General features: G+C 65.8%; 19 protein-coding genes. 10 read left to right on the plus strand and 9 right to left on the minus strand.

Features of this window, described 5'->3' with window-relative positions; all coding sequences use genetic code 11:
- The first annotated feature begins 28 nt into the window (after positions 1–28).
- The gene (locus A5686_RS23205; RefSeq protein ID WP_067939176.1) at positions 29–1,270 is read left to right on the plus strand and encodes an alpha/beta hydrolase; all 1,242 of its coding nucleotides are present in this window, start codon (positions 29–31) and stop codon (positions 1,268–1,270) included.
- Here the strand turns inward: A5686_RS23205 and A5686_RS23210 are convergent.
- Genes A5686_RS23210 through A5686_RS23225 form a run of 4 tightly spaced genes read right to left on the minus strand, consistent with a single transcriptional unit; the run spans position 1,257 to position 6,676 of the window.
- On the minus strand, positions 1,257–2,951 hold the full coding sequence (locus A5686_RS23210) for an ABC transporter family substrate-binding protein (protein WP_067939177.1): 1,695 nt from the start codon (positions 2,949–2,951) through the stop codon (positions 1,257–1,259). The two genes, A5686_RS23205 and A5686_RS23210, sit on opposite strands and share 14 nt — an antisense overlap.
- A complete protein-coding gene (locus tag A5686_RS23215) occupies positions 2,944–4,779 on the minus strand; it encodes an ABC transporter ATP-binding protein (protein ID WP_067939180.1) in 1,836 nt (611 codons plus the stop codon). The genes A5686_RS23210 and A5686_RS23215 overlap by 8 nt, the downstream gene beginning before the upstream one ends.
- Positions 4,779–5,702: an ABC transporter permease gene (locus tag A5686_RS23220; protein ID WP_067939183.1), complete on the minus strand. Its 924-nt coding sequence runs from the start codon at positions 5,700–5,702 to the stop codon at positions 4,779–4,781. Before A5686_RS23220 ends, A5686_RS23215 begins: the two co-directional genes overlap by 1 nt.
- The gene (locus tag A5686_RS23225; protein WP_067939184.1) at positions 5,699–6,676 is read right to left on the minus strand and encodes an ABC transporter permease; all 978 of its coding nucleotides are present in this window, start codon (positions 6,674–6,676) and stop codon (positions 5,699–5,701) included. The genes A5686_RS23220 and A5686_RS23225 overlap by 4 nt, the downstream gene beginning before the upstream one ends.
- Positions 6,677–6,888: 212 nt before the next feature.
- Between A5686_RS23225 and A5686_RS23230 the strand changes: the two genes are divergently transcribed.
- On the plus strand, positions 6,889–7,380 hold the full coding sequence (locus A5686_RS23230; RefSeq protein WP_067939187.1) for a carbonic anhydrase: 492 nt from the start codon (positions 6,889–6,891) through the stop codon (positions 7,378–7,380).
- A 79-nt stretch (positions 7,381–7,459) separates the two neighbouring features.
- Here A5686_RS23230 and A5686_RS23235 read toward each other — a convergent pair whose 3' ends face one another.
- A complete protein-coding gene (locus A5686_RS23235) occupies positions 7,460–7,897 on the minus strand; it encodes a PaaI family thioesterase (RefSeq protein WP_067939188.1) in 438 nt (145 codons plus the stop codon).
- A gap of 199 nt (positions 7,898–8,096) precedes the next feature.
- Here A5686_RS23235 and cysD point away from each other — a divergent pair, with 199 nt between their 5' ends.
- The 3 genes from cysD to A5686_RS23250 are packed head-to-tail and all read left to right on the plus strand — an operon-like array spanning position 8,097 to position 11,410.
- Positions 8,097–9,026 (plus strand): sulfate adenylyltransferase subunit CysD, encoded by a 930-nt coding sequence (cysD, locus tag A5686_RS23240; RefSeq protein ID WP_067939191.1) that lies wholly within the window; start codon positions 8,097–8,099, stop codon positions 9,024–9,026.
- The gene (gene cysC, locus A5686_RS23245) at positions 9,026–10,867 is read left to right on the plus strand and encodes an adenylyl-sulfate kinase (protein WP_067939194.1); all 1,842 of its coding nucleotides are present in this window, start codon (positions 9,026–9,028) and stop codon (positions 10,865–10,867) included. Before cysD ends, cysC begins: the two co-directional genes overlap by 1 nt.
- Before the next feature lie 57 nt (positions 10,868–10,924).
- Positions 10,925–11,410, plus strand: a complete 486-nt coding sequence (locus tag A5686_RS23250; protein ID WP_067939197.1) for an RrF2 family transcriptional regulator — start codon at positions 10,925–10,927, stop codon at positions 11,408–11,410.
- A 17-nt stretch (positions 11,411–11,427) separates the two neighbouring features.
- On the opposite strand, the gene A5686_RS23255 is transcribed toward A5686_RS23250, so the two are convergent.
- Positions 11,428–11,817: a VOC family protein gene (locus A5686_RS23255; RefSeq protein ID WP_067939200.1), complete on the minus strand. Its 390-nt coding sequence runs from the start codon at positions 11,815–11,817 to the stop codon at positions 11,428–11,430.
- A 46-nt stretch (positions 11,818–11,863) separates the two neighbouring features.
- Positions 11,864–12,277 carry a VOC family protein gene (locus A5686_RS23260; protein WP_067939578.1) on the minus strand — a complete coding sequence of 138 codons (414 nt, stop codon included), beginning with the start codon at positions 12,275–12,277 and terminating at the stop codon, positions 11,864–11,866.
- A 66-nt stretch (positions 12,278–12,343) separates the two neighbouring features.
- Between A5686_RS23260 and A5686_RS23265 the strand changes: the two genes are divergently transcribed.
- Positions 12,344–13,222: an LLM class flavin-dependent oxidoreductase gene (locus A5686_RS23265; protein ID WP_067939576.1), complete on the plus strand. Its 879-nt coding sequence runs from the start codon at positions 12,344–12,346 to the stop codon at positions 13,220–13,222.
- 34 nt (positions 13,223–13,256) lie between these two features.
- Here A5686_RS23265 and A5686_RS23270 read toward each other — a convergent pair whose 3' ends face one another.
- Positions 13,257–14,984, minus strand: a complete 1,728-nt coding sequence (locus tag A5686_RS23270; protein WP_067939204.1) for an NAD-binding protein — start codon at positions 14,982–14,984, stop codon at positions 13,257–13,259.
- A gap of 120 nt (positions 14,985–15,104) precedes the next feature.
- Between A5686_RS23270 and A5686_RS28120 the strand changes: the two genes are divergently transcribed.
- Entirely contained in the window at positions 15,105–15,581 is a 477-nt protein-coding gene (locus tag A5686_RS28120; protein WP_082947762.1) for a sensor domain-containing protein, read from the plus strand.
- Entirely contained in the window at positions 15,565–15,807 is a 243-nt protein-coding gene (locus tag A5686_RS28250; RefSeq protein ID WP_067939211.1) for a hypothetical protein, read from the plus strand. The genes A5686_RS28120 and A5686_RS28250 overlap by 17 nt, the downstream gene beginning before the upstream one ends.
- 38 nt (positions 15,808–15,845) lie before the next feature.
- Here the strand turns inward: A5686_RS28250 and A5686_RS23285 are convergent, their stop codons facing one another.
- The gene (locus A5686_RS23285; RefSeq protein WP_067939214.1) at positions 15,846–16,217 is read right to left on the minus strand and encodes a nuclear transport factor 2 family protein; all 372 of its coding nucleotides are present in this window, start codon (positions 16,215–16,217) and stop codon (positions 15,846–15,848) included.
- A gap of 34 nt (positions 16,218–16,251) precedes the next feature.
- On the opposite strand from A5686_RS23285, the gene A5686_RS23290 reads away from it, so the two are divergent.
- A complete protein-coding gene (locus A5686_RS23290; RefSeq protein ID WP_067939217.1) occupies positions 16,252–16,818 on the plus strand; it encodes an NUDIX hydrolase in 567 nt (188 codons plus the stop codon).
- 144 nt (positions 16,819–16,962) lie between these two features.
- Positions 16,963–17,403: a hypothetical protein gene (locus A5686_RS23295; protein ID WP_067939581.1), complete on the plus strand. Its 441-nt coding sequence runs from the start codon at positions 16,963–16,965 to the stop codon at positions 17,401–17,403.
- Positions 17,404–17,415: the final 12 nt, after the last annotated feature.

Genomic DNA, 17,415 nt, shown 5'->3' on the forward strand with positions numbered 1-17,415 from the left:
AGAATGGGACCATGGCGGGCCGACGCTGATGACGATGAACGGGAAACGCAGCCGAATACAGGAGAGACTGGCGAAACTGCCGGGGGTACGGCCCGTGCGCCGGCCCATCTCCCCGCACAGCGCCGAAGAGTTCGATCTGTACTACGTTCGCTCGGGACGCAAGTCCACCCATCCGCTGGTCATCATCCCCGGCGGGCCGGGAGTCGCCTCCGTGCAGATGTACAAGGGGCTGCGGCGGCGGGCCGCGGCGGCCGGCCTCGACGTCATCATGATCGAGCACCGCGGGGTAGGAATGTCGCGCCACGACGATTCGGGCGCCGATCTGCCGCCGCAATCGATGACCGTCAACCAGGTGGTCGACGATGTGGCCGCGGTGCTCGACGACGCTCAAGCCGAGTCGGCCGTCATCTACGGGGCCTCGTATGGCACCTACATCGCGGCGGGCGTCGGGGTGCGCCATCCGCACCGGGTTCGCGGCATGGTGCTCGATTCACCCCTGTTGTCCCGCCACGACATCGTTATCGTGCGCCGCGCGATCCGCCGGCTGTTGCTGAAGGGTGACAGCCCCGAAACCGCCTCAGTAGCACCGAAAATGCGCAAACTCGTCGACGCCGGCGTCATGAATGCCACGGCGACCCAGGTCGTCGCGACAATCTACGGGTATGGCGGAACAGACCTGCTCGAGCGTCAACTCGACCTGCTGCTTGACGAACGAAAGTTGTTGTGGTGGGCGCTGTCCCGATTTATTACCCTGAGCAACCTGCCATACCGTTACGAGGAAGACTTGGTGAGCCGCATTGCGTTCCGTGAACTCGACTACGCGGCCGAACCTGATGGCCTACCGCTCGATCCCGCGATCGCCGAAAGTAGAGCACGCACCCAACGTGTGACTTTCGAGGACGAGCCCTACGACCTGGCGGCCGAGATGCCGAATTTCGACTGGCCCACCGCGGTGGTTTCTGGAGGTCGTGACCTGATCACCCCGCCGGCCGTCGCGCACCGTGTCGCGTCGCTGCTGCCGAATGCGGTGCTGTTGAGCTTGCCGAGCATGGCACACAGCGCGCTGGATTTTCGTGAGCCCGTGGCGCTCGCCACGGCGGACGCGGTTCGGCGGGGCGACCTGGAGGGCCTCGCCGCACAGGCATCGGCGCTGGACGCGCTGCCGCCGCGTCCGGAGGTGCGGCTGCTGTGGAAGGCACTCGCAGCGGCGGCCATCGTCGAGGGGGCCCTGCCGATTCCGAGTCGGCTACGGCGGCTCAACGCCGCGTGAAACCGATTGCGGTGTAGTCGAGGTCGGCGAGGCCGGTTGCTCCGAAATTGGCCAGCGAGCTGCGCACCGCGACGTCACCGGGTGACTGGATCAGTGGAAGGCTGAATCCCTCCGCCCAGATCATCTTGTCCAAATCGTTGGCCAACGCTTGCGCCTTGGCCGGATCGAGCTCTTCCAGTGTGCTTTCGATGGCGGCATCGATCTGCCCACTGCCGATCTTGCCGAAATTGCTTTCTCCGTCGGACTTGTAGATCTGGGTCAGCGACGAGAGCGGGAAAGCGTCTCCGAGCCAACCGAATTGCGCCATATCAAAATCTCCGACGTTGATGTAGTTGGTGAAGAAGCCGTTGCCCGACCGCGAGACGAGCTCGAGTTTGACGCCGATCTGGGCGAGGCTGTGCTGGGCGATCTGCGCGAACTGCCGGCTGCCCTGCGCGTCGTAAAACAGATCGCGGATGACCAGCTGCCGGCCGTTCTTCTCTCTGAATTGTCCGGCCCGCTTCCAGCCGAGCGCGTCAAGCGCTCGGCCGGCGGCGGCCGGGTCGTAGGGCAGCACCGAGCCGTTGTCCTGGTAGCCCTGCTGCCCGGCGACGTAGATGTGGTTGCCCAGCGCGGCCGGATCGTTGGTGAGGCCGTACTGGACGACCCTGGCGATGGTCTGCCGATCGATCCCCTTGGCTACCGCTACACGTAACGCCCGGTCGGCCAGGATCGAGCCCGGGGCGCCATTGAACGTGATGTGCGACCACGCCGGGGCGGGGGCGCGCCGTATCGAGATCCCCTTGGTGCGCCGCGCGATGGTCAGCTGGTCGATCGTGCTGACCCCGGTGGCGTCGATCGTGTTGTTCTGCAACGCCGGAAGCCGCGCGGTGTCGTCGAGCACCAGGTAGGTGATGCTGTCCAGGCGGGGCCGGGCGCCCCACCATTTCGGGTTGCGGCTCAACACGATCCGCTGGGTGGTCCGGTCCAGCGACGAGACGACGAACGGGCCGGCCGAGGGACCCGGCCCCTGCAGCTGGCCCTTGTTGAACGCCTCGGGGGTGGCCGTCATGCTCTTGGGCAGCAGCATTCCGTTGCCGGCGAACATGCCCCGCCATTCGGCGTAAGGCTTCGCGAAGGTCATGATGGCCTGGCGATCGTCGACACCGCGAGTCACCGACGCGACGCGGTCGGCGCCGCCGGGCCCGGCGATCTCGAAGGTCTTGTCGGCGCCGCTCAGGGCGTGGATCTGGCTGGCGATGTCCTCCCAGGTGATCGGCGTGCCGTCGGACCACACCGCCCGGGGATTGATGGTGTACGTAACCACCTGCGGCGCAGTGCCGGTGAGCTCGACGTTGGTGAAGTAGTCGTGGTCGACCGCCGTCGAGCCGTCCGGTCCGATGACGAAGGCCCGCGGCAGGGTGGCCTTGATCATCGCGGAGACGTCGGCCGAATTGCCATCGATGTGCAGGATGTTGAAGTTCGGCGGAAACTCTGTCAGCGCGAGTCGCAGGTTGCCGCCATCCTGCAGGGTGGCCGGGTCGTGAGGGTTGACGTCGCTCGTCGAGCCGACCTGCGCGTTATGGCCGGTTTCGGGGATCAACTCGGCGGCCGGCGAACAGCCCGGGAGAACCAGCGCGACCGCGAAGAACAGCGACCCGACGCGGGTGCCCGTGGCCGCTTTGACCGCCCGGCTAGACACGTCGGCCCGGATCTGGTCGTGGCACCGCGCTGAGCAGTCGTCGGGTGTATTCGTGTTGCGGATCGGCGAAGACTTGTCGGCTGTCGCCCTGCTCCACGATGGCGCCGGAATACATCACGACGACCTGGTGCGCCAGGTGTTTTACCACCGAAAGATCATGGGAGACAAACAGATAGGATAGGTTCAACCGCTCTTGCAGGTCGAGCAGCAGGTTGATGATTCCGGCCTGGATGGACACGTCGAGCGCGGAAACCGGCTCGTCGAGCGCCAGGATCTTCGGTTGCAGTGCCAGAGCGCGAGCGATGCCGATGCGCTGCTTTTGCCCACCGGAGAACTCTGCGGGGTAGCGGACTGCGTCGGCGCGGCGCAGTCCCACGATGTCGAGCAGCTCGGCGACGCGGTTGTTGGTGCGGCTCTTGTCGAATCCGTTGGCCCGCAGGGGCTCAGCGAGCAGATCAAACACCGGTAGCCGCGGGTCCAGCGAGGCGACCGGGTCCTGAAACACGACCTGAATGTCGCGCCGCAGCGATCGCCTGCTCGCACCGTTCAGCGCGGTGACATCGGTGCCCAGCACTTCGATTGAACCCGATTGGGGCCTGGTGAGTTCCAAGATCTCGTTCAGGGTGGTCGACTTGCCCGAACCGGACTCGCCGACGATGCCCAGGGTGCGGCCCTGCCGCAATTCGAAACTGACACCGTCGACAGCGCGAACTTCACCGGCGCTGCGGCGCAACAAGCCTTTGGTCAGCCGGTAGGTCTTGGTCAGGTCACGCACCCGGACGACGACCGAGGTGCCTGCGAATTCGGGTTGGCGCGATTCGGTGCTCACCCCGTAGATGTCCGCGGCGCTTCGCCCGTCGACCTCATCGGTGCGGATGCACGCCGCCCGGTGATCGGCGCCCACGGAAAGCAATTTCGGCTCCTCGAGCCGACATTCGTCGATGGCCAGCGGGCAGCGCGGAGCGAAGGGGCAACCGGGGTCCAGGGCCGCCAGTGATGGCGGCGCACCCGGGATCGGCACCAACCGGGTGCCCTGGGCGGCGTCGAGCCTCGGGACCGAGCCCAGCAGCCCGACGGTGTAGGGCATCCGGCGGCCTCGGTAAAGGGTTCTCACGTCAGCGGATTCGACAACTCGCCCGGCATACATCACCAGCGCGCGGTCGGCGAACTCAGCGACCACGCCGAGGTCGTGCGTGATGATGAGCACTCCGGCGCCGGTGATGTCACGCGCCGTTTTGAGCACCTCGAGGATCTGCGCCTGCACCGTGACATCCAGCGCGGTGGTGGGCTCGTCGCAGATCAACAAGTCGGGGTCGTTGGCGATGGCGATCGCGATGACCACCCGCTGTCGTTCGCCGCCGGACAGCTCATGCGGAAAAGCGCGGGCGCGTCGCTCCGGCTGCGCGATTCCCACCAGCTCGAGCAATTCCACCGCTCGTCGGCGGGCGGCCTTTTTGCCCACTCGAGTCTGGTGGATCTGAATCGCTTCGGCGATCTGGTCGCCGACGGTGTAGACGGGCGTCAGGGCCGACATCGGATCCTGGAATACCATGCCGACCGTCTTGCCGCGGAATCGCGACATCGCGTCGTCGCCAAGGCCCAGCAGTTCGGTGCCGTGCAACCGCACCGACCCGCACACGCGCGCGTACTCGGGCAACAGGCCGATGGCCGCCATCGCCGAAACGGACTTGCCAGAACCGGATTCGCCGACCATGGCGACGACTTCGCCGGGTTCGATGCGGTAGCTGACACCGCGGACCGCGGTCACCGGGGCGCCGCCCGTCGGGAAGGTGACCGCCAAGTCGGTCACCTCGAGCAGCGCGCCCATCACCCACCACCGCCCAGCACCGCGCTGCCCGGATCGAACGCATCCCGCAGGCCGTCGCCGGTGACGTTCGCGCACACCAGGATCAGCACCAGCACGCCCGCGGGAAACAGAAACACCCAGGGAAAGGTGGTCGCCGACTGGGTGCCGTTGGAGATCAACGTCCCCAGCGACACGTCCGGTGGCTGAATGCCGAAACCGAGGAAACTCAGGCCGGTTTCGGCCAGGATGGCCGAGGCGACGTTGAGAGTGGCGTCGATGATCAGGATGGACGCCACGTTCGGCACCACGTGACCGACGATGATGCGGCGGCTGGAGACCCCCATATACCTTGCGGCCCGGATGAATTCGCGCTCACCTAAACTCATGGTCATGCCGCGCACCATGCGCGAGCTGACCATCCAGCCGAATCCGGCGAGCAGCAGGACCAGCATCAAGACGTTGGACGAGGTCTTGAGTCGCGGCGTGACGATGGCGATGAGGATGAAGCTGGGCACCACCAGCAGCAGATCGACTACCCACATCAGCGCGCGGTCGCGCCAGCCACCGAAATAGCCTGCGATCGACCCGACGGTGGCGGCGATGCCGGTGGAGATGACCGCGACGCAGACACCGATCAGCATCGACTTCTGCATCCCACGCAGGATTTGTGCCAGCAGGTCTTGACCCAGCGCGTTGGTGCCCAGCCAGTGGCGCGCGTTCGGCGGCTGCAGCAGTGCGGTGAAATCGAGGTCTTCGTAGGAATAGGGCAGGACCGCGGGCAGGGCGTAGCAGCCGGCGAACAGCAACACCAACAACGTCAGCGATGCCACAGCGAACCGGTTGCGGGCGAACCTCCGCAGCACCAAGGTGCGGCGTGAGGTGAAGACCGCGCTTTCTTGGCCCGAAAACCCTTGGGCGGCAGCGATATTTGCCTCAGACGTCATGACACCCGCACCCGGGGGTCGAGTGCCGCGTAAAACAGGTCGGACAACAGGCCGGCCAGCAGTACCACCGCGCCGGAGAACAAGGTGATCGCCGCGATGATGTTGGTGTCCTGCGTCGTGATGCCCTGCACCAGCCATTCACCCATGCCGTGCCAGCCGAAGATCTTCTCCACGAACACCGCGCCGGTGACCAGGCCGGCCACGCCATAGGCGAACAGGGTGGCCAGCGGGATCAGTGCGGTGCGCAGCCCGTGCTTGACCAGCGCCCGGCGGCGGGTGAGCCCTTTGGCACGCGCCGTCCGGATGAAGTCCTGGCCGAGGACGTCCAGCATCGCGTTGCGCTGGTAACGGCTGTATCCAGCCGCTGCGGTCAGCGCCAGGGTCAGTGACGGCAATATCAGATGCCGTAACCGGTCGAGCAGCTGCGCGCCGGTCCCACCGGTCACCCCAGGTGAGGTCTCTCCGGTGTAGTCGAAGATGTGGATGCCCACGGCCCAGTTCACCCGCAGCGCGCCAAGGATCAGCAGGCTGGCGATCACGAATGTCGGCGTGCTGAGAATTAGCAGCGCCACCGCGGTGACCACGCGATCGCTGAGCCGATATTGGCGAATGGCGCCCCACGCCCCGGCCGCTACGCCAAGCACGGTGCCCACCAGCGAACCGATGACCAGCAGGCGCACGGTTACCCCGATGCGGCGCCACAGCGTCGTTCCGACGGGCTGCCCGGTGACGGTCTTGCCGAAGTCGCCGCGCACGGCATGCGACACCCAATGCGCGTAGCGGATCGGTATCGGCTCGTCCAAGCCGAGCGTGTGGGCCCTGGCGTCGATCACGGCTTGTGGCGGGCGGGGGTTGCGCTGCAACAGGCTGTCCAGTGGCTTGAAGGCTACCGACGTCAGGCAGAACGTCAGAAACGATGCCAGCGCCAGCAGCACAACGTAGTTGAGCAACCGGCGTGCAAGAAACCGAGTCATGCCCGTCCGCACACCCCACGTCGCATTGGGACAGGCTATCGAGCCGGCAGTGAAGCGTCGCGCGTTGCGGTTGCCCGGCGCGGTCGCTCGCCTTCGGATCGGGTTGATTCTCACGCGTGAATCGCGTGTGATCGATTGTTAGGATCCACCGCGGTGCCGGGTCGTCTAGCAACGCAGCACGGTTCGGGCCGGACATTGTCTAGGAGGCTTGTGTGACGGTTACCGATGAATACCTGGCCAACAACTCGGATTATGCGAGCACCTTCGAGGGCCCCCTGCCGATGCCGCCGGCCAAACACGTCGCGGTCGTTGCATGCATGGATGCCCGGCTCGACGTCTACCGCCTCCTCGGGCTCAACGAGGGAGAGGCCCACGTCATCCGCAACGCCGGGGGAGTCGTCACCGACGACGTTGTCCGCTCGCTGGCCATCAGCCAGCGCTTGCTGGGGACGCGGGAGATCATCCTGATCCACCACACCGATTGCGGCATGCTCACCTTTACCGATGACGACTTCAAGCGCAGCATCCAGGAGGAGACCGGGATCAAACCGCCGTGGGCGCCCGAGGCGTTCGGCGACATTGCCGAGGATGTCCGGCAATCGCTGCGCCGCATCGAGGGCAGCCCGTTCGTCACCAAGCACGTCTCGCTGCGCGGATTCATCTTCGATGTGGCCACCGGCAAGCTCGACGAAGTCACGCTTTAGCTCGGCATTGACACGGCCCGCTTAACGGGTGAGGAGGAGCCGGCAACGGCCTGGCTCGGCGAGAGTTGTCCGGGCGTTCTTAACCCACCTTGTAGGTTGCCAGCGCTTTGGCCACCAGCGTGCCCTGTGGGTCGACGATCTCGGCCTCGCAGTTGACCAACGACCGGCCGCGCCGCAGCACCCGGCCGACCCCGATCAAGTCGGTGGCCCGGGCGGGTGCCATGAAGTCCAGGGTGATCGACACCGTCACGCCCCGCAGCTCGGGCGGAGCCTCCGCACCGCACCACGCCGCAGCCATGACGGTGAGATCGGCGAGTGTGGCGATGGCGCCGCCATGGACCATGTCGCCGATGGTCACGTTGGACGGGTCCCAGGGCAGCCGCAGCCGCACTTCGTCTGCTGCGAGCCGGTCAGCGACGATGCCCAGCTTGACGACGAACGGGGATTGGGGGAGGAACTGCGCGATGACGTCGCGACCGCTCGGCGCGGACGGGAGAGGTTCGGGGGAGGCAGCCATTCGTCCATGTTTTCGCACCCCCGGCGGCCGTGAAAGGGCGGCCGCGACTCTTGGCGCGATGTGCCCGGTGGCGGGCTCGCGCGCCGCGCGGTCAGGCGACCGCGGTTCGTGCGGTTGACAGCGCGGGGGCGAGCTGGTCTTATAGCTTTCTAAGATAGCAAATATGGTCAAATCGACCAGGATTTAGCAAAAGGGAGCTATGCCCAGTGATCTCAAGGTGGCCCCCGCCGCCGGACAGTACGAACTGAGTCATCTGCGCTCGCTGGAGGCCGAGGCGATCCACATCATCCGCGAGGTGGCCGCGGAGTTCGAGCGGCCGGTGCTGCTGTTCTCCGGCGGCAAGGATTCCATCGTCATGCTGCACCTGGCGCTGCGGGCGTTTCGCCCCGGTCGGCTGCCCTTCCCGGTGATGCACGTCGACACCGGGCACAACTTCGACGAGGTGATCGCGACCCGCGACGAGTTGGTGGCCGAGCACGGTGTGCGCTTGGTGGTCGCCTCGGTCCAGGAGGACATCGACGCCGGGCGCGTCGTCGAGCCGCGCCAGGGGCGCAACTCGATTCAGACCGTGACGCTGCTGCGGGCCATCGGGGAGAACAAGTTCGACGCCGCGTTCGGGGGAGCGCGCCGCGACGAAGAGAAGGCCCGCGCCAAGGAACGCGTGTTCAGCTTCCGCGACGAGTTCGGTCAGTGGGATCCGAAGGCCCAGCGCCCCGAGCTGTGGAACCTCTACAACGGCCGCCATCACAAAGGTGAGCACATCCGCGTGTTCCCGCTGTCCAACTGGACCGAATTCGACATCTGGTCCTACATCGGCGCCGAGAACATCGCGCTGCCGTCGATCTATTACGCGCATCAGCGCAAGGTGTTTCGCCGCGACGGCATGCTGCTGGCTGTCGACCGCAACATGCAGCCACGTGCCGACGAGCCGGTGTTCGAAACAATGGTGCGTTTCCGCACCGTCGGGGACGTCACGTGCACCGGGTGCGTGGAATCCCAGGCCGCCACGGTGGACGAGGTCATCGCTGAGACCGCGGTGTCGCGGCTGACCGAACGCGGGGCCACCCGGGCTGACGACCGGATCTCGGAGGCCGGCATGGAAGACCGCAAGCGGCAGGGATACTTCTGATGACAACGCTGTTGCGCCTGGCGACCGCGGGTTCGGTCGACGACGGCAAGTCCACCCTGATCGGTCGCCTGCTGTATGACTCCAAGGCCGTCATGGAAGACCAGTGGGCGGCGGTGGAACAGACGTCCAAGGACCGTGGACACGACTACACCGATCTCGCGTTGGTGACCGACGGCCTGCGGGCGGAGCGCGAACAGGGCATCACGATCGACGTCGCCTACCGCTACTTCGCCACTCCCAAGCGGAAATTCATCATCGCCGACACCCCGGGCCACATCCAATACACACGCAACATGGTGACCGGCGCATCGACCGCCCAGCTGGTGATCGTGCTGGTCGACGCGCGGCACGGCTTGCTCGAACAGTCCCGCCGGCACGCCTTTTTGGCCTCCCTGCTTGGCATCCGGCACATCGTGCTCGCGGTCAACAAGATGGACCTGATCGGCTGGGACAGAGACAAATTCGAAGCGATCCGGAACGAATTCCACGCCTTCGCCGCGCGCCTGGACGTGCACGACGTGGCCACCATCCCCCTTTCTGCGCTGCACGGCGACAACGTGGTGAGCAAGTCGGAGCAGACCCCCTGGTACGAGGGGCCGGCGTTGCTGTCGCACCTCGAAGAGGTGTACATCGCGGGGGACCGCAACCTGGTCGACGTCCGGTTCCCGGTCCAGTACGTCATCCGCCCGCACACTCGCGAGCACCAGGATCACCGCAGCTACGCGGGTAGCGTCGCCAGCGGGGTCATGCGTCCCGGCGACGAAGTGGTGGTGCTGCCGGTCGGCAAACGCACCCGCATCACTGCGATCGATGGGCCGAATGGTCCGGTGGCAGAAGCCTTCCCACCGATGGCGGTTTCGCTGACCCTGGCCGACGAGATCGACATCTCGCGGGGCGATTTGATCGCGCGCACCCACAATCAGCCCCGGGTCGCGCACGAGTTCGATGCGACGGTGTGCTGGATGGCCGACAATGCGGCTCTGGAACCCGGCCGTGGCTACGTCATCAAGCACACCACGCGAACCACGCACGCCAGGGTGACGGCGCTCGACTACCGGCTGGACGTCAACACGCTGCACCGCGACAAGACGGCAACGGCGTTGCAGCTCAATGAACTCGGCCGCATCTCGTTGCGCACCCAGGTGCCGCTGCTGCTCGACGAGTACACCCGCAACCCCAGCACCGGTTCGTTCATCCTCATCGACCCGAACACCAACGCAACGGTGGCGGCCGGCATGGTGTTGCGCGATGCTTCGGCACAGTCCGCGAGCCCGAACACGGTGCGGCACAAATCATCCACCATCGCCGAGGCACGGCCTCGGGGCAGGACGGTGTGGTTCACCGGCCTGTCTGGCTCCGGCAAGTCGTCGGTGGCCATGCTGGTCGAGCAGAAGCTGCTCGAAAAGGGAGCGCCCGCTTACGTTCTCGACGGTGACAATTTGCGGCATGGCTTGAACGCCGACTTGGGCTTCAGCATGGCCGACCGGGCTGAAAACCTGCGCAGGCTGGCGCATGTGGCGGCGTTGCTGGCCGACTGCGGCAGCGTCGTGCTGGTGCCGGCGATCAGTCCGCTGGCCGGGCAACGTGAACTCGCCCGCAATGTGCACGCCGACGCCGGCTTCGACTTCATCGAGGTCTTCTGTGACACCCCGCTCGAGGAATGCGAAAGACGCGATCCCAAGGGTTTGTACGCCAAGGCGCGCGCCGGGGAGATCAGCCAGTTCACCGGTATCGACAGCCCGTATCAGCCGCCGCTGCGCCCCGATCTTCGGCTCACCCCGGACGAGACCGTCGACGATCAGGCGCAGCGGGTCGTCGACCTGCTCGATTCACTCGGATAGGCGCCGCATCAGCCAGGCTGCACCGAAATTGTGTCGCTGGATGGCACAATCCTGTAAGTGCGCATGTCGGCGAAAGCGGAGTATGCCGTGCGGGCGATGATTCAGCTCGCCACGGTTCCCGACGGAACCCTGGTCAAGACGGACGATTTGGCCCACGCCCAGGGCATTCCGCCGCAATTTCTCGTCGACATTCTGACCAACCTACGCACTGACCGGCTGGTGCGAAGCCATCGCGGTCGCGAAGGTGGCTACGAATTGGCCCGCTCCGGGAAAGACATCAGCATTGCCGACGTGCTGCGCTGTATCGACGGACCGCTGGCCAGTGTGCGTGACATCGGGCTGGGCGATTTGCCGTACTCGGGACCGACGGCGGCGCTCACCGACGTCTGGCGGGCGTTGCGGGCCAGCATGCGGTCGGTGTTGGAGGAAACCACGCTGGCCGACGTCGCCACGGGTGGCCTGCCGAAGCATGTCGTGCAGCTGGCCGACGACTATCGCGAGCAGGAAAGCCGCCGGCACGGCGCCGCGCGCAGCGGCGACTAGGCGCAGCGGTTGCTCGCTCAGCCCGCCGATCCATACGGGCTGGTAAGAATCTCCATGGCATGGCCGGACGGATCCGGGAAATAGACTCCCCGCCCGCCGTGGTTGTGGTTGATCTCGCCGGGGCGCGTCGCGCCCGGATCGGCCCAGTGCTGCAGACCGCGTGACCGCATCCTGTCGTAGATGGCGTCGAACTCCTGCTCGGAGACCAAGAACGCGTAGTGCTGCCGGGGGATATCCGCGCCCTCGGGTGCATCCGCGTAGTCGAGGCTTGCACCGTGCTCGAGCTCGACAACCATGAAGTGGCCGAAGGGCTTTGGGCTGGGCAGCCCGAAGAGCTCGGCGAGAAACTCGGCGGATTCGTGTTTGTCGCGTGACGCGACGATGGTGTGGTTGAAACTGATGGCCATAGTTCTTTCCAGTCAACCACTCCGATGCCGGCTCGACAACGCTGCGCTACTTCGGCGCGGTTAGCTCCAGGGCGATGTTGTCCGGGTCGCGGAACTCCAGGATGTAGGACGGCCCGATGTCTTTGACCGGCTCGTGGACGACGCCGAGTTCATCGAGATGCGCTGCCGCCGAATCTAATTCATCCTTGCTGCCGAGCCGGAAGGCGATGTGGTCCAGCCCGACACGGTCTTCATCGAAGCGGTCAGCGGCGACCGGCCGCAGCCCGAGCAGGGTGCCGCCGAGGTCGTAGATGACGCCGCCGTACAGAAAGCTCAACTGATTACGGGCAGCTTCGCTGGCGTTGTCGGGGACCTCCAGCAGCACCGGCCAACCGAACACGCTCTCGTAGAACTGGCGCGACCGCTCGATATCGGTCACGGTCAGTCGGACATGTGCGATGGAACTACTCGTGAACGCCATTCGGTCCATGGTTCCACTGAAAGGCCGCATGTTAAACATGCCAGAATCGCCGTCGTGCAGATTGCGATGACGATGCCGGTGATGGAGCCGGATCTGGACGCCACGGTGCTCGAGACGTGGGCGCGCGCCATCGACGAGGGCCCGTTCGCGTCGTTGTGCTGGGGCGAGCGGATCGCCTTCGATAATCCGGACAACCTGACATTGCTGGGAGCGCTGGCCGCCTGGACCAACCGGGTGCGGCTGCTGACGACCGTCATCGTGCCGCAGCTGCACGATCCCGTCATGCTCGCCAAGGGTCTGGCGACCGGCGATCTGCTCAGCGGCGGCCGGTTGACCGTGGGCATAGGGGTCGGCGGCCGGCACGAGGACTACCACGCCGTGGGTGCCGATCCGGCGACACAGACGATGCGCGGCATGGCCGAACGCGTAGCTGTGATGAAGCGCGTTTGGGCGGGGGAGAAGACCTCCGAATCGGTGCTGCCCGTCGGGCCGGCGCCGGTCCAGCCCGGCGGTCCGCCGCTGTTCGTCGGAAGCATCGGACCCAAAACCATCCGCAGTGCGGCCGAGTGGGCCGACGGGCTGGCCGGCACCACCCTCGACCTTGACGTCGGCAAGCAGAACGAGCTGTTCGACGTCACCCGAGAAGCCTGGGCCCAGGCCGGCAAGCCCCAACCCCACTTGATCACTTCGTTCTGGTTCGCGTTCGGAACGTCCGAGGCGTCTCGCGGCCAGATCCACCGTCATCTGCGGCGCTACATGAACTGGATTCCGGCGGAATACGTCGATGCGATGGCGCCGCTGACGGGCTGGGCCGGCAACGAAGACGAGCTCGTGGACGTGTTGCGCAGGTTCGAGGCGATCGGCACCGACGAAGTTCAGCTCATTCCGACGAGCTCGGATGTCGATCAGCTTCGTCGCGCCGCGGACGTGGCAGCGCGGCTGTAGTCTCCGGTCGCCCCGCTGTCCGAACCGGCGTGCCTCAGGTCGCCGCCCTATCGGTTCGGTGCTCGTCGGTGACGGCGGGCTCCTGCGACGGCTGTCCCTTGCGCAGCGTCTCCAGCAGCTCGCGGTACGGCCCCACCAGGTAGACGGTGTCGCCGCCACGAAGCCACGCGTCCCGCCGCGGGTGCAGCTCGACGGGCGCATCCCGGCGAGTGATGGCGATGACACGAGTCTGGGTGGACAGCTCGAACATCCGCAGCCCGTCGAGTTCGCTACCCGCCGCCACGTGCATGGCGCCGACCATGAACGAACGCTGCCCGACCGAGAACGTCCCCAGCACCTGCAGACCCATCGCGGCACCGATGAACCAGGGCGCGGCCAGGTCGACAGTCGATCGAACGTTCTCGAAACCGAATCGCTTGGCCACGGCCTCGCCGAGGGTGCGGTCATAGATCCGCAGCACGATCGGGACGTCGGGCCGGTTGACCTCAGGCATCACCCGGGGGCCGAGCATCTCGCGCAGCACAATTCCGGTCTCGATGTTGACCATGTCGTCCTGAGTCAGCACCGCTACGGCGCGGGCGCGGTCGACGCGGGCTGCCTCCAGCGTCTGGCGCAGTGTTGCATCCCCGAAGATCACCGGCACGTCCAGTTCGTCCGCGGTCGACAGGAATCGGTTGTTCTCGTCACGCTCGATCACCGCGACGTCGTATCCGGCAGCGGTCAGGTCACCGACGACGCGGCTGCCGAACGAGCCCAGGCCGACCACGATGATGTGGTCGCGCAAATGGCGTGCCCGGCGGACCCCGGCCGACTGCAGGAAGCGGCGCGACAGCAGCAAGTCCGCCAGGAACGCGACGAGCAGTGCGGTGGTCGTCACGCCGGCGAACATCAAGCCGACGGCGAATATCCGCAACCACGCCGATTGTTGTGCGAAGCCGAACTCGCCATAGCCCACGGTGGTGATGGTCTCCGCGGTGAAATACAGGGCGTCCAGCCAGGACAGCCGCGGCTTCGTATAGGAGGTGTGCACCACAATCGTCGACGCGAGCAGCAGGCTGAGCGCGAGCAGAATGGCCGGGAAAATCATGGGATTGACGTCATCGCGCATCGCCCGCGCGGCGTCCGAAATTCGCCGCATCCACGACTGGCGAGAGCGTGTCGCGCTCGGGCGGGGCGTTTTTATCCCGCGAGCGGCCAGCTCATCGGCGCTGCCGATCATGGCCGTCCAGTCTCCGGCACGCACCGGATGGTCTCGTCCCGGACATGGCACCACTTCGTCGGGCGCAGCGGAGTTCTCGCCGTGAATCACGGCTACCGGTGCCAGGTCGCCGTAGATCTCGCGGAGGGTCGCGTCGCGCGGTGCCTCGGCCCCCGACACCAGGAATTTGATTCCGGCCGCCTCGACCGGGTGCGTGTGGCTGGATAGGCAGGCCTCGACGACCGACGGCGCCGCGAGGTCGGCGACGTCCAGAATGGCTCCCGGACCGTTGTCGTCGGCCACCGCGGCGCGCAGCACGTCGTTACCCAGGCGGGCGACCACGCGCACATGGGGATTCGTTTTCCTTGCCAGCAAGGCGATTTCGAGATTCTTCGCGTCATCGGCCCCCGCGCACACGATCGCGCTTGCGCGGCCAAGGTCGGCACCGGTGAGCTCCTCGCTGTGCAGCTTGATGATCGTGGCGCCCGCGCGGTTCAGTTCCTCGGCGATTGTGGTCGCGAGCGCGTCGTCACCGCTGACGATGATGTGGCGGCGTGTGCTCATTCGCGTTCCGCCGCGACGGCCGCCTCGCAATCGCGGCCGTTCCCGCGTGGTGAGTCATCACGCATAAATCCCACCTCTGATGACATTGGCGCTCACTTGCTGCTACGACTATCGGGCACTATGCCGGTTGACGCCAGCGCGACATGTCCTCAAACGCGAAGACGGTTGGCGAGTGGGTCTCGCCGAGTGCCCTCGCTCGCGCCGCCCGAACCGTCGGTGACGCCCGACGGGCTCCAGTCGCTGGTGCTCACCGGGAAAGATGTTGACGGCCTCACCAGGACGCCTGGCATGTACGTCAACAAGACATGGACCCAGACGCACGAGCTGCAACACGATGACAGCTTTGATCCTCCGGAGTGCACCGACGCGGTATTCAACGGCTTGACGGCGTCCCATCGCGGCAGCGGCTACCGTGCCATCTACGGCGTGGATCTGGGGCGACACACCAATGGTTTCCCGCATGGCGTTTCGGAGTTCGTCGCGACATTCGACAATGCCGCGGCCGCAAGAAGTTTCGTCGCTGGCGCCATCAATCAGCAACAGCTGCGCCGGAAGGCAGTTGACGTACTCGCACGGCGGCATGTCCGGCATCTATGACGTTGAAACCCCGGTGCAAACCGGCCCGATGACATCGGTGCGCAGCACCCCGGGGACCGTGCAGGACAAGGGGCGGACCACCGACGTCGGCGGCCAGCACACCAGCGCACTGCGGGCCCTGGCGGCCAAGTCGAACGCCGTGGTCGACATCGAGGTCATCGGCGGCGATCTCGGCGACGACGCCACCATGCTCGTGCAGAGCATCCGTGGTCGGATTCCGAGTTAAGTTGTCGATCAACAAACTTGGCGACGTCTTCGGCCGATTCACACGGCCTGAACGTCCGCGGGTGACCAGAAGGCTCGCATCGACGCGATCTTGGCGTCCGCGTCGAACGACATCGTCGAGATCGGCGAGATCCGGGTACGGGTATCACCGGCGTCGAGCGTCAGATGCCAGAAAAAGGCGGCTTCGCTGCCGGAGATCCGCAATTCGGCCAGTTCGGTGTCCTTCTTCGCGTCTTGGAATCCCGCGTAAAACTCGCGGATGGCATTGTGACCGCGGCGAATGTCGGATCCGATCGGATCTTCGATCGTGGCGTCGGCGGCGTAGAGGGTCACGATCTCGTCGGCGGTGCCCGTGGCCACCAGCGCGAGGTAGCGATTGACGGTTTCGGTGATGGCTTCCGGGGACGGCATAGGTTTGGACGCTACTCCCCACCGCCGTCACCGAATGAGTGATGGCATTCGCGGCAATACTGGCGTCGTGACTTTCATCGAACGCCTCGCGAGCCGTGAAATTTACCGGAACCCTTGGATGGTGCTGCGAGAGGATGACATCCGCCGCCCGGACGGCAGCGTCGGTATTTACAGCGTCGTCGACAAACCGGCCTACGCGCTCGTCATGCCGTACGACGGCCAGCGCTTCCGGTTGGTCGAGCAGTTTCGTTATCCCCTCGACGAGCGGCGCTGGGAGTTTCCGCAAGGCACGGCTCCCGATCTGGCCGACGCGGAACCCGCCGAGCTGGCCGAACGCGAGTTGCGTGAGGAAACCGGATTGCGCGCAACGTCCTTCGAAACGCTCGGCCGGCTCGACGTCGCCCCGGGAATGACCAGTCAACGCGGCTGGGTTTTCTTGGCCACGGGTATCGCCGAAGGAGAAGCCGACCGCGAGCACGAGGAGCAGGACATGCGCAGCGCGTGGTTTTCGCGCGACGAGGTCGAGCAGATGATCCGCGGGGGAGACATCGTCGACGCGCAGTCGGTTGCGGCCTACGGGTTGTTTCTTCTGCGAGTGTGATGAATCCCGCGACGACACCGCGATCGTGTCCGCGCCGAGATCACGCCGCGTCATCGAACGCCCAGCATTGACCCAATGCGGCCGCGGGTTCGGGTGGTAACAGTGCTCGCTGCCGTCGCCGCGTTGCTCGTCGGGGCGCCCGGAATGTGTGCAAATGCGGTGCCACCCTCGTGGAACGGCAAATACTCACTGGTGAGGTACGCGGCGAGTAAATCCGGCAGCAGCGTCGCGGCCACGCAGGCCGAACCGACCTTCAGCGCGGATTACGTCTTCACCACCGCATGTTCCTCGGGCACGTGCGTGGCCACCGCCACCAACGGCCCAACGCCGAAGAATCCGACGCTGCCCCAGCCTTCGCGCTACACCTGGGACGGAGCCAAGTGGGTCGAGCGGTTCGACTTCCAATGGGATTGCTACATGGGCGAGGGTCTTTCGAAAGTGTGGGCGCCCGCGAGGTCGTGGGCCTTTTATGCACCGCAGCCCGACGGGTCACTGCGCGGGACCTGGCACACAGACATCCACGGCGGTCCCTGCCAGGGGAGCGTCGAAATGCCGGTCGCGGCGTTCGCCGCCGGGTCAGCATGACGTCGACCCCTG

This window comes from Mycobacterium sp. E2479 (assembly GCF_001667925.1).
GTDB lineage: Bacteria > Actinomycetota > Actinomycetes > Mycobacteriales > Mycobacteriaceae > Mycobacterium.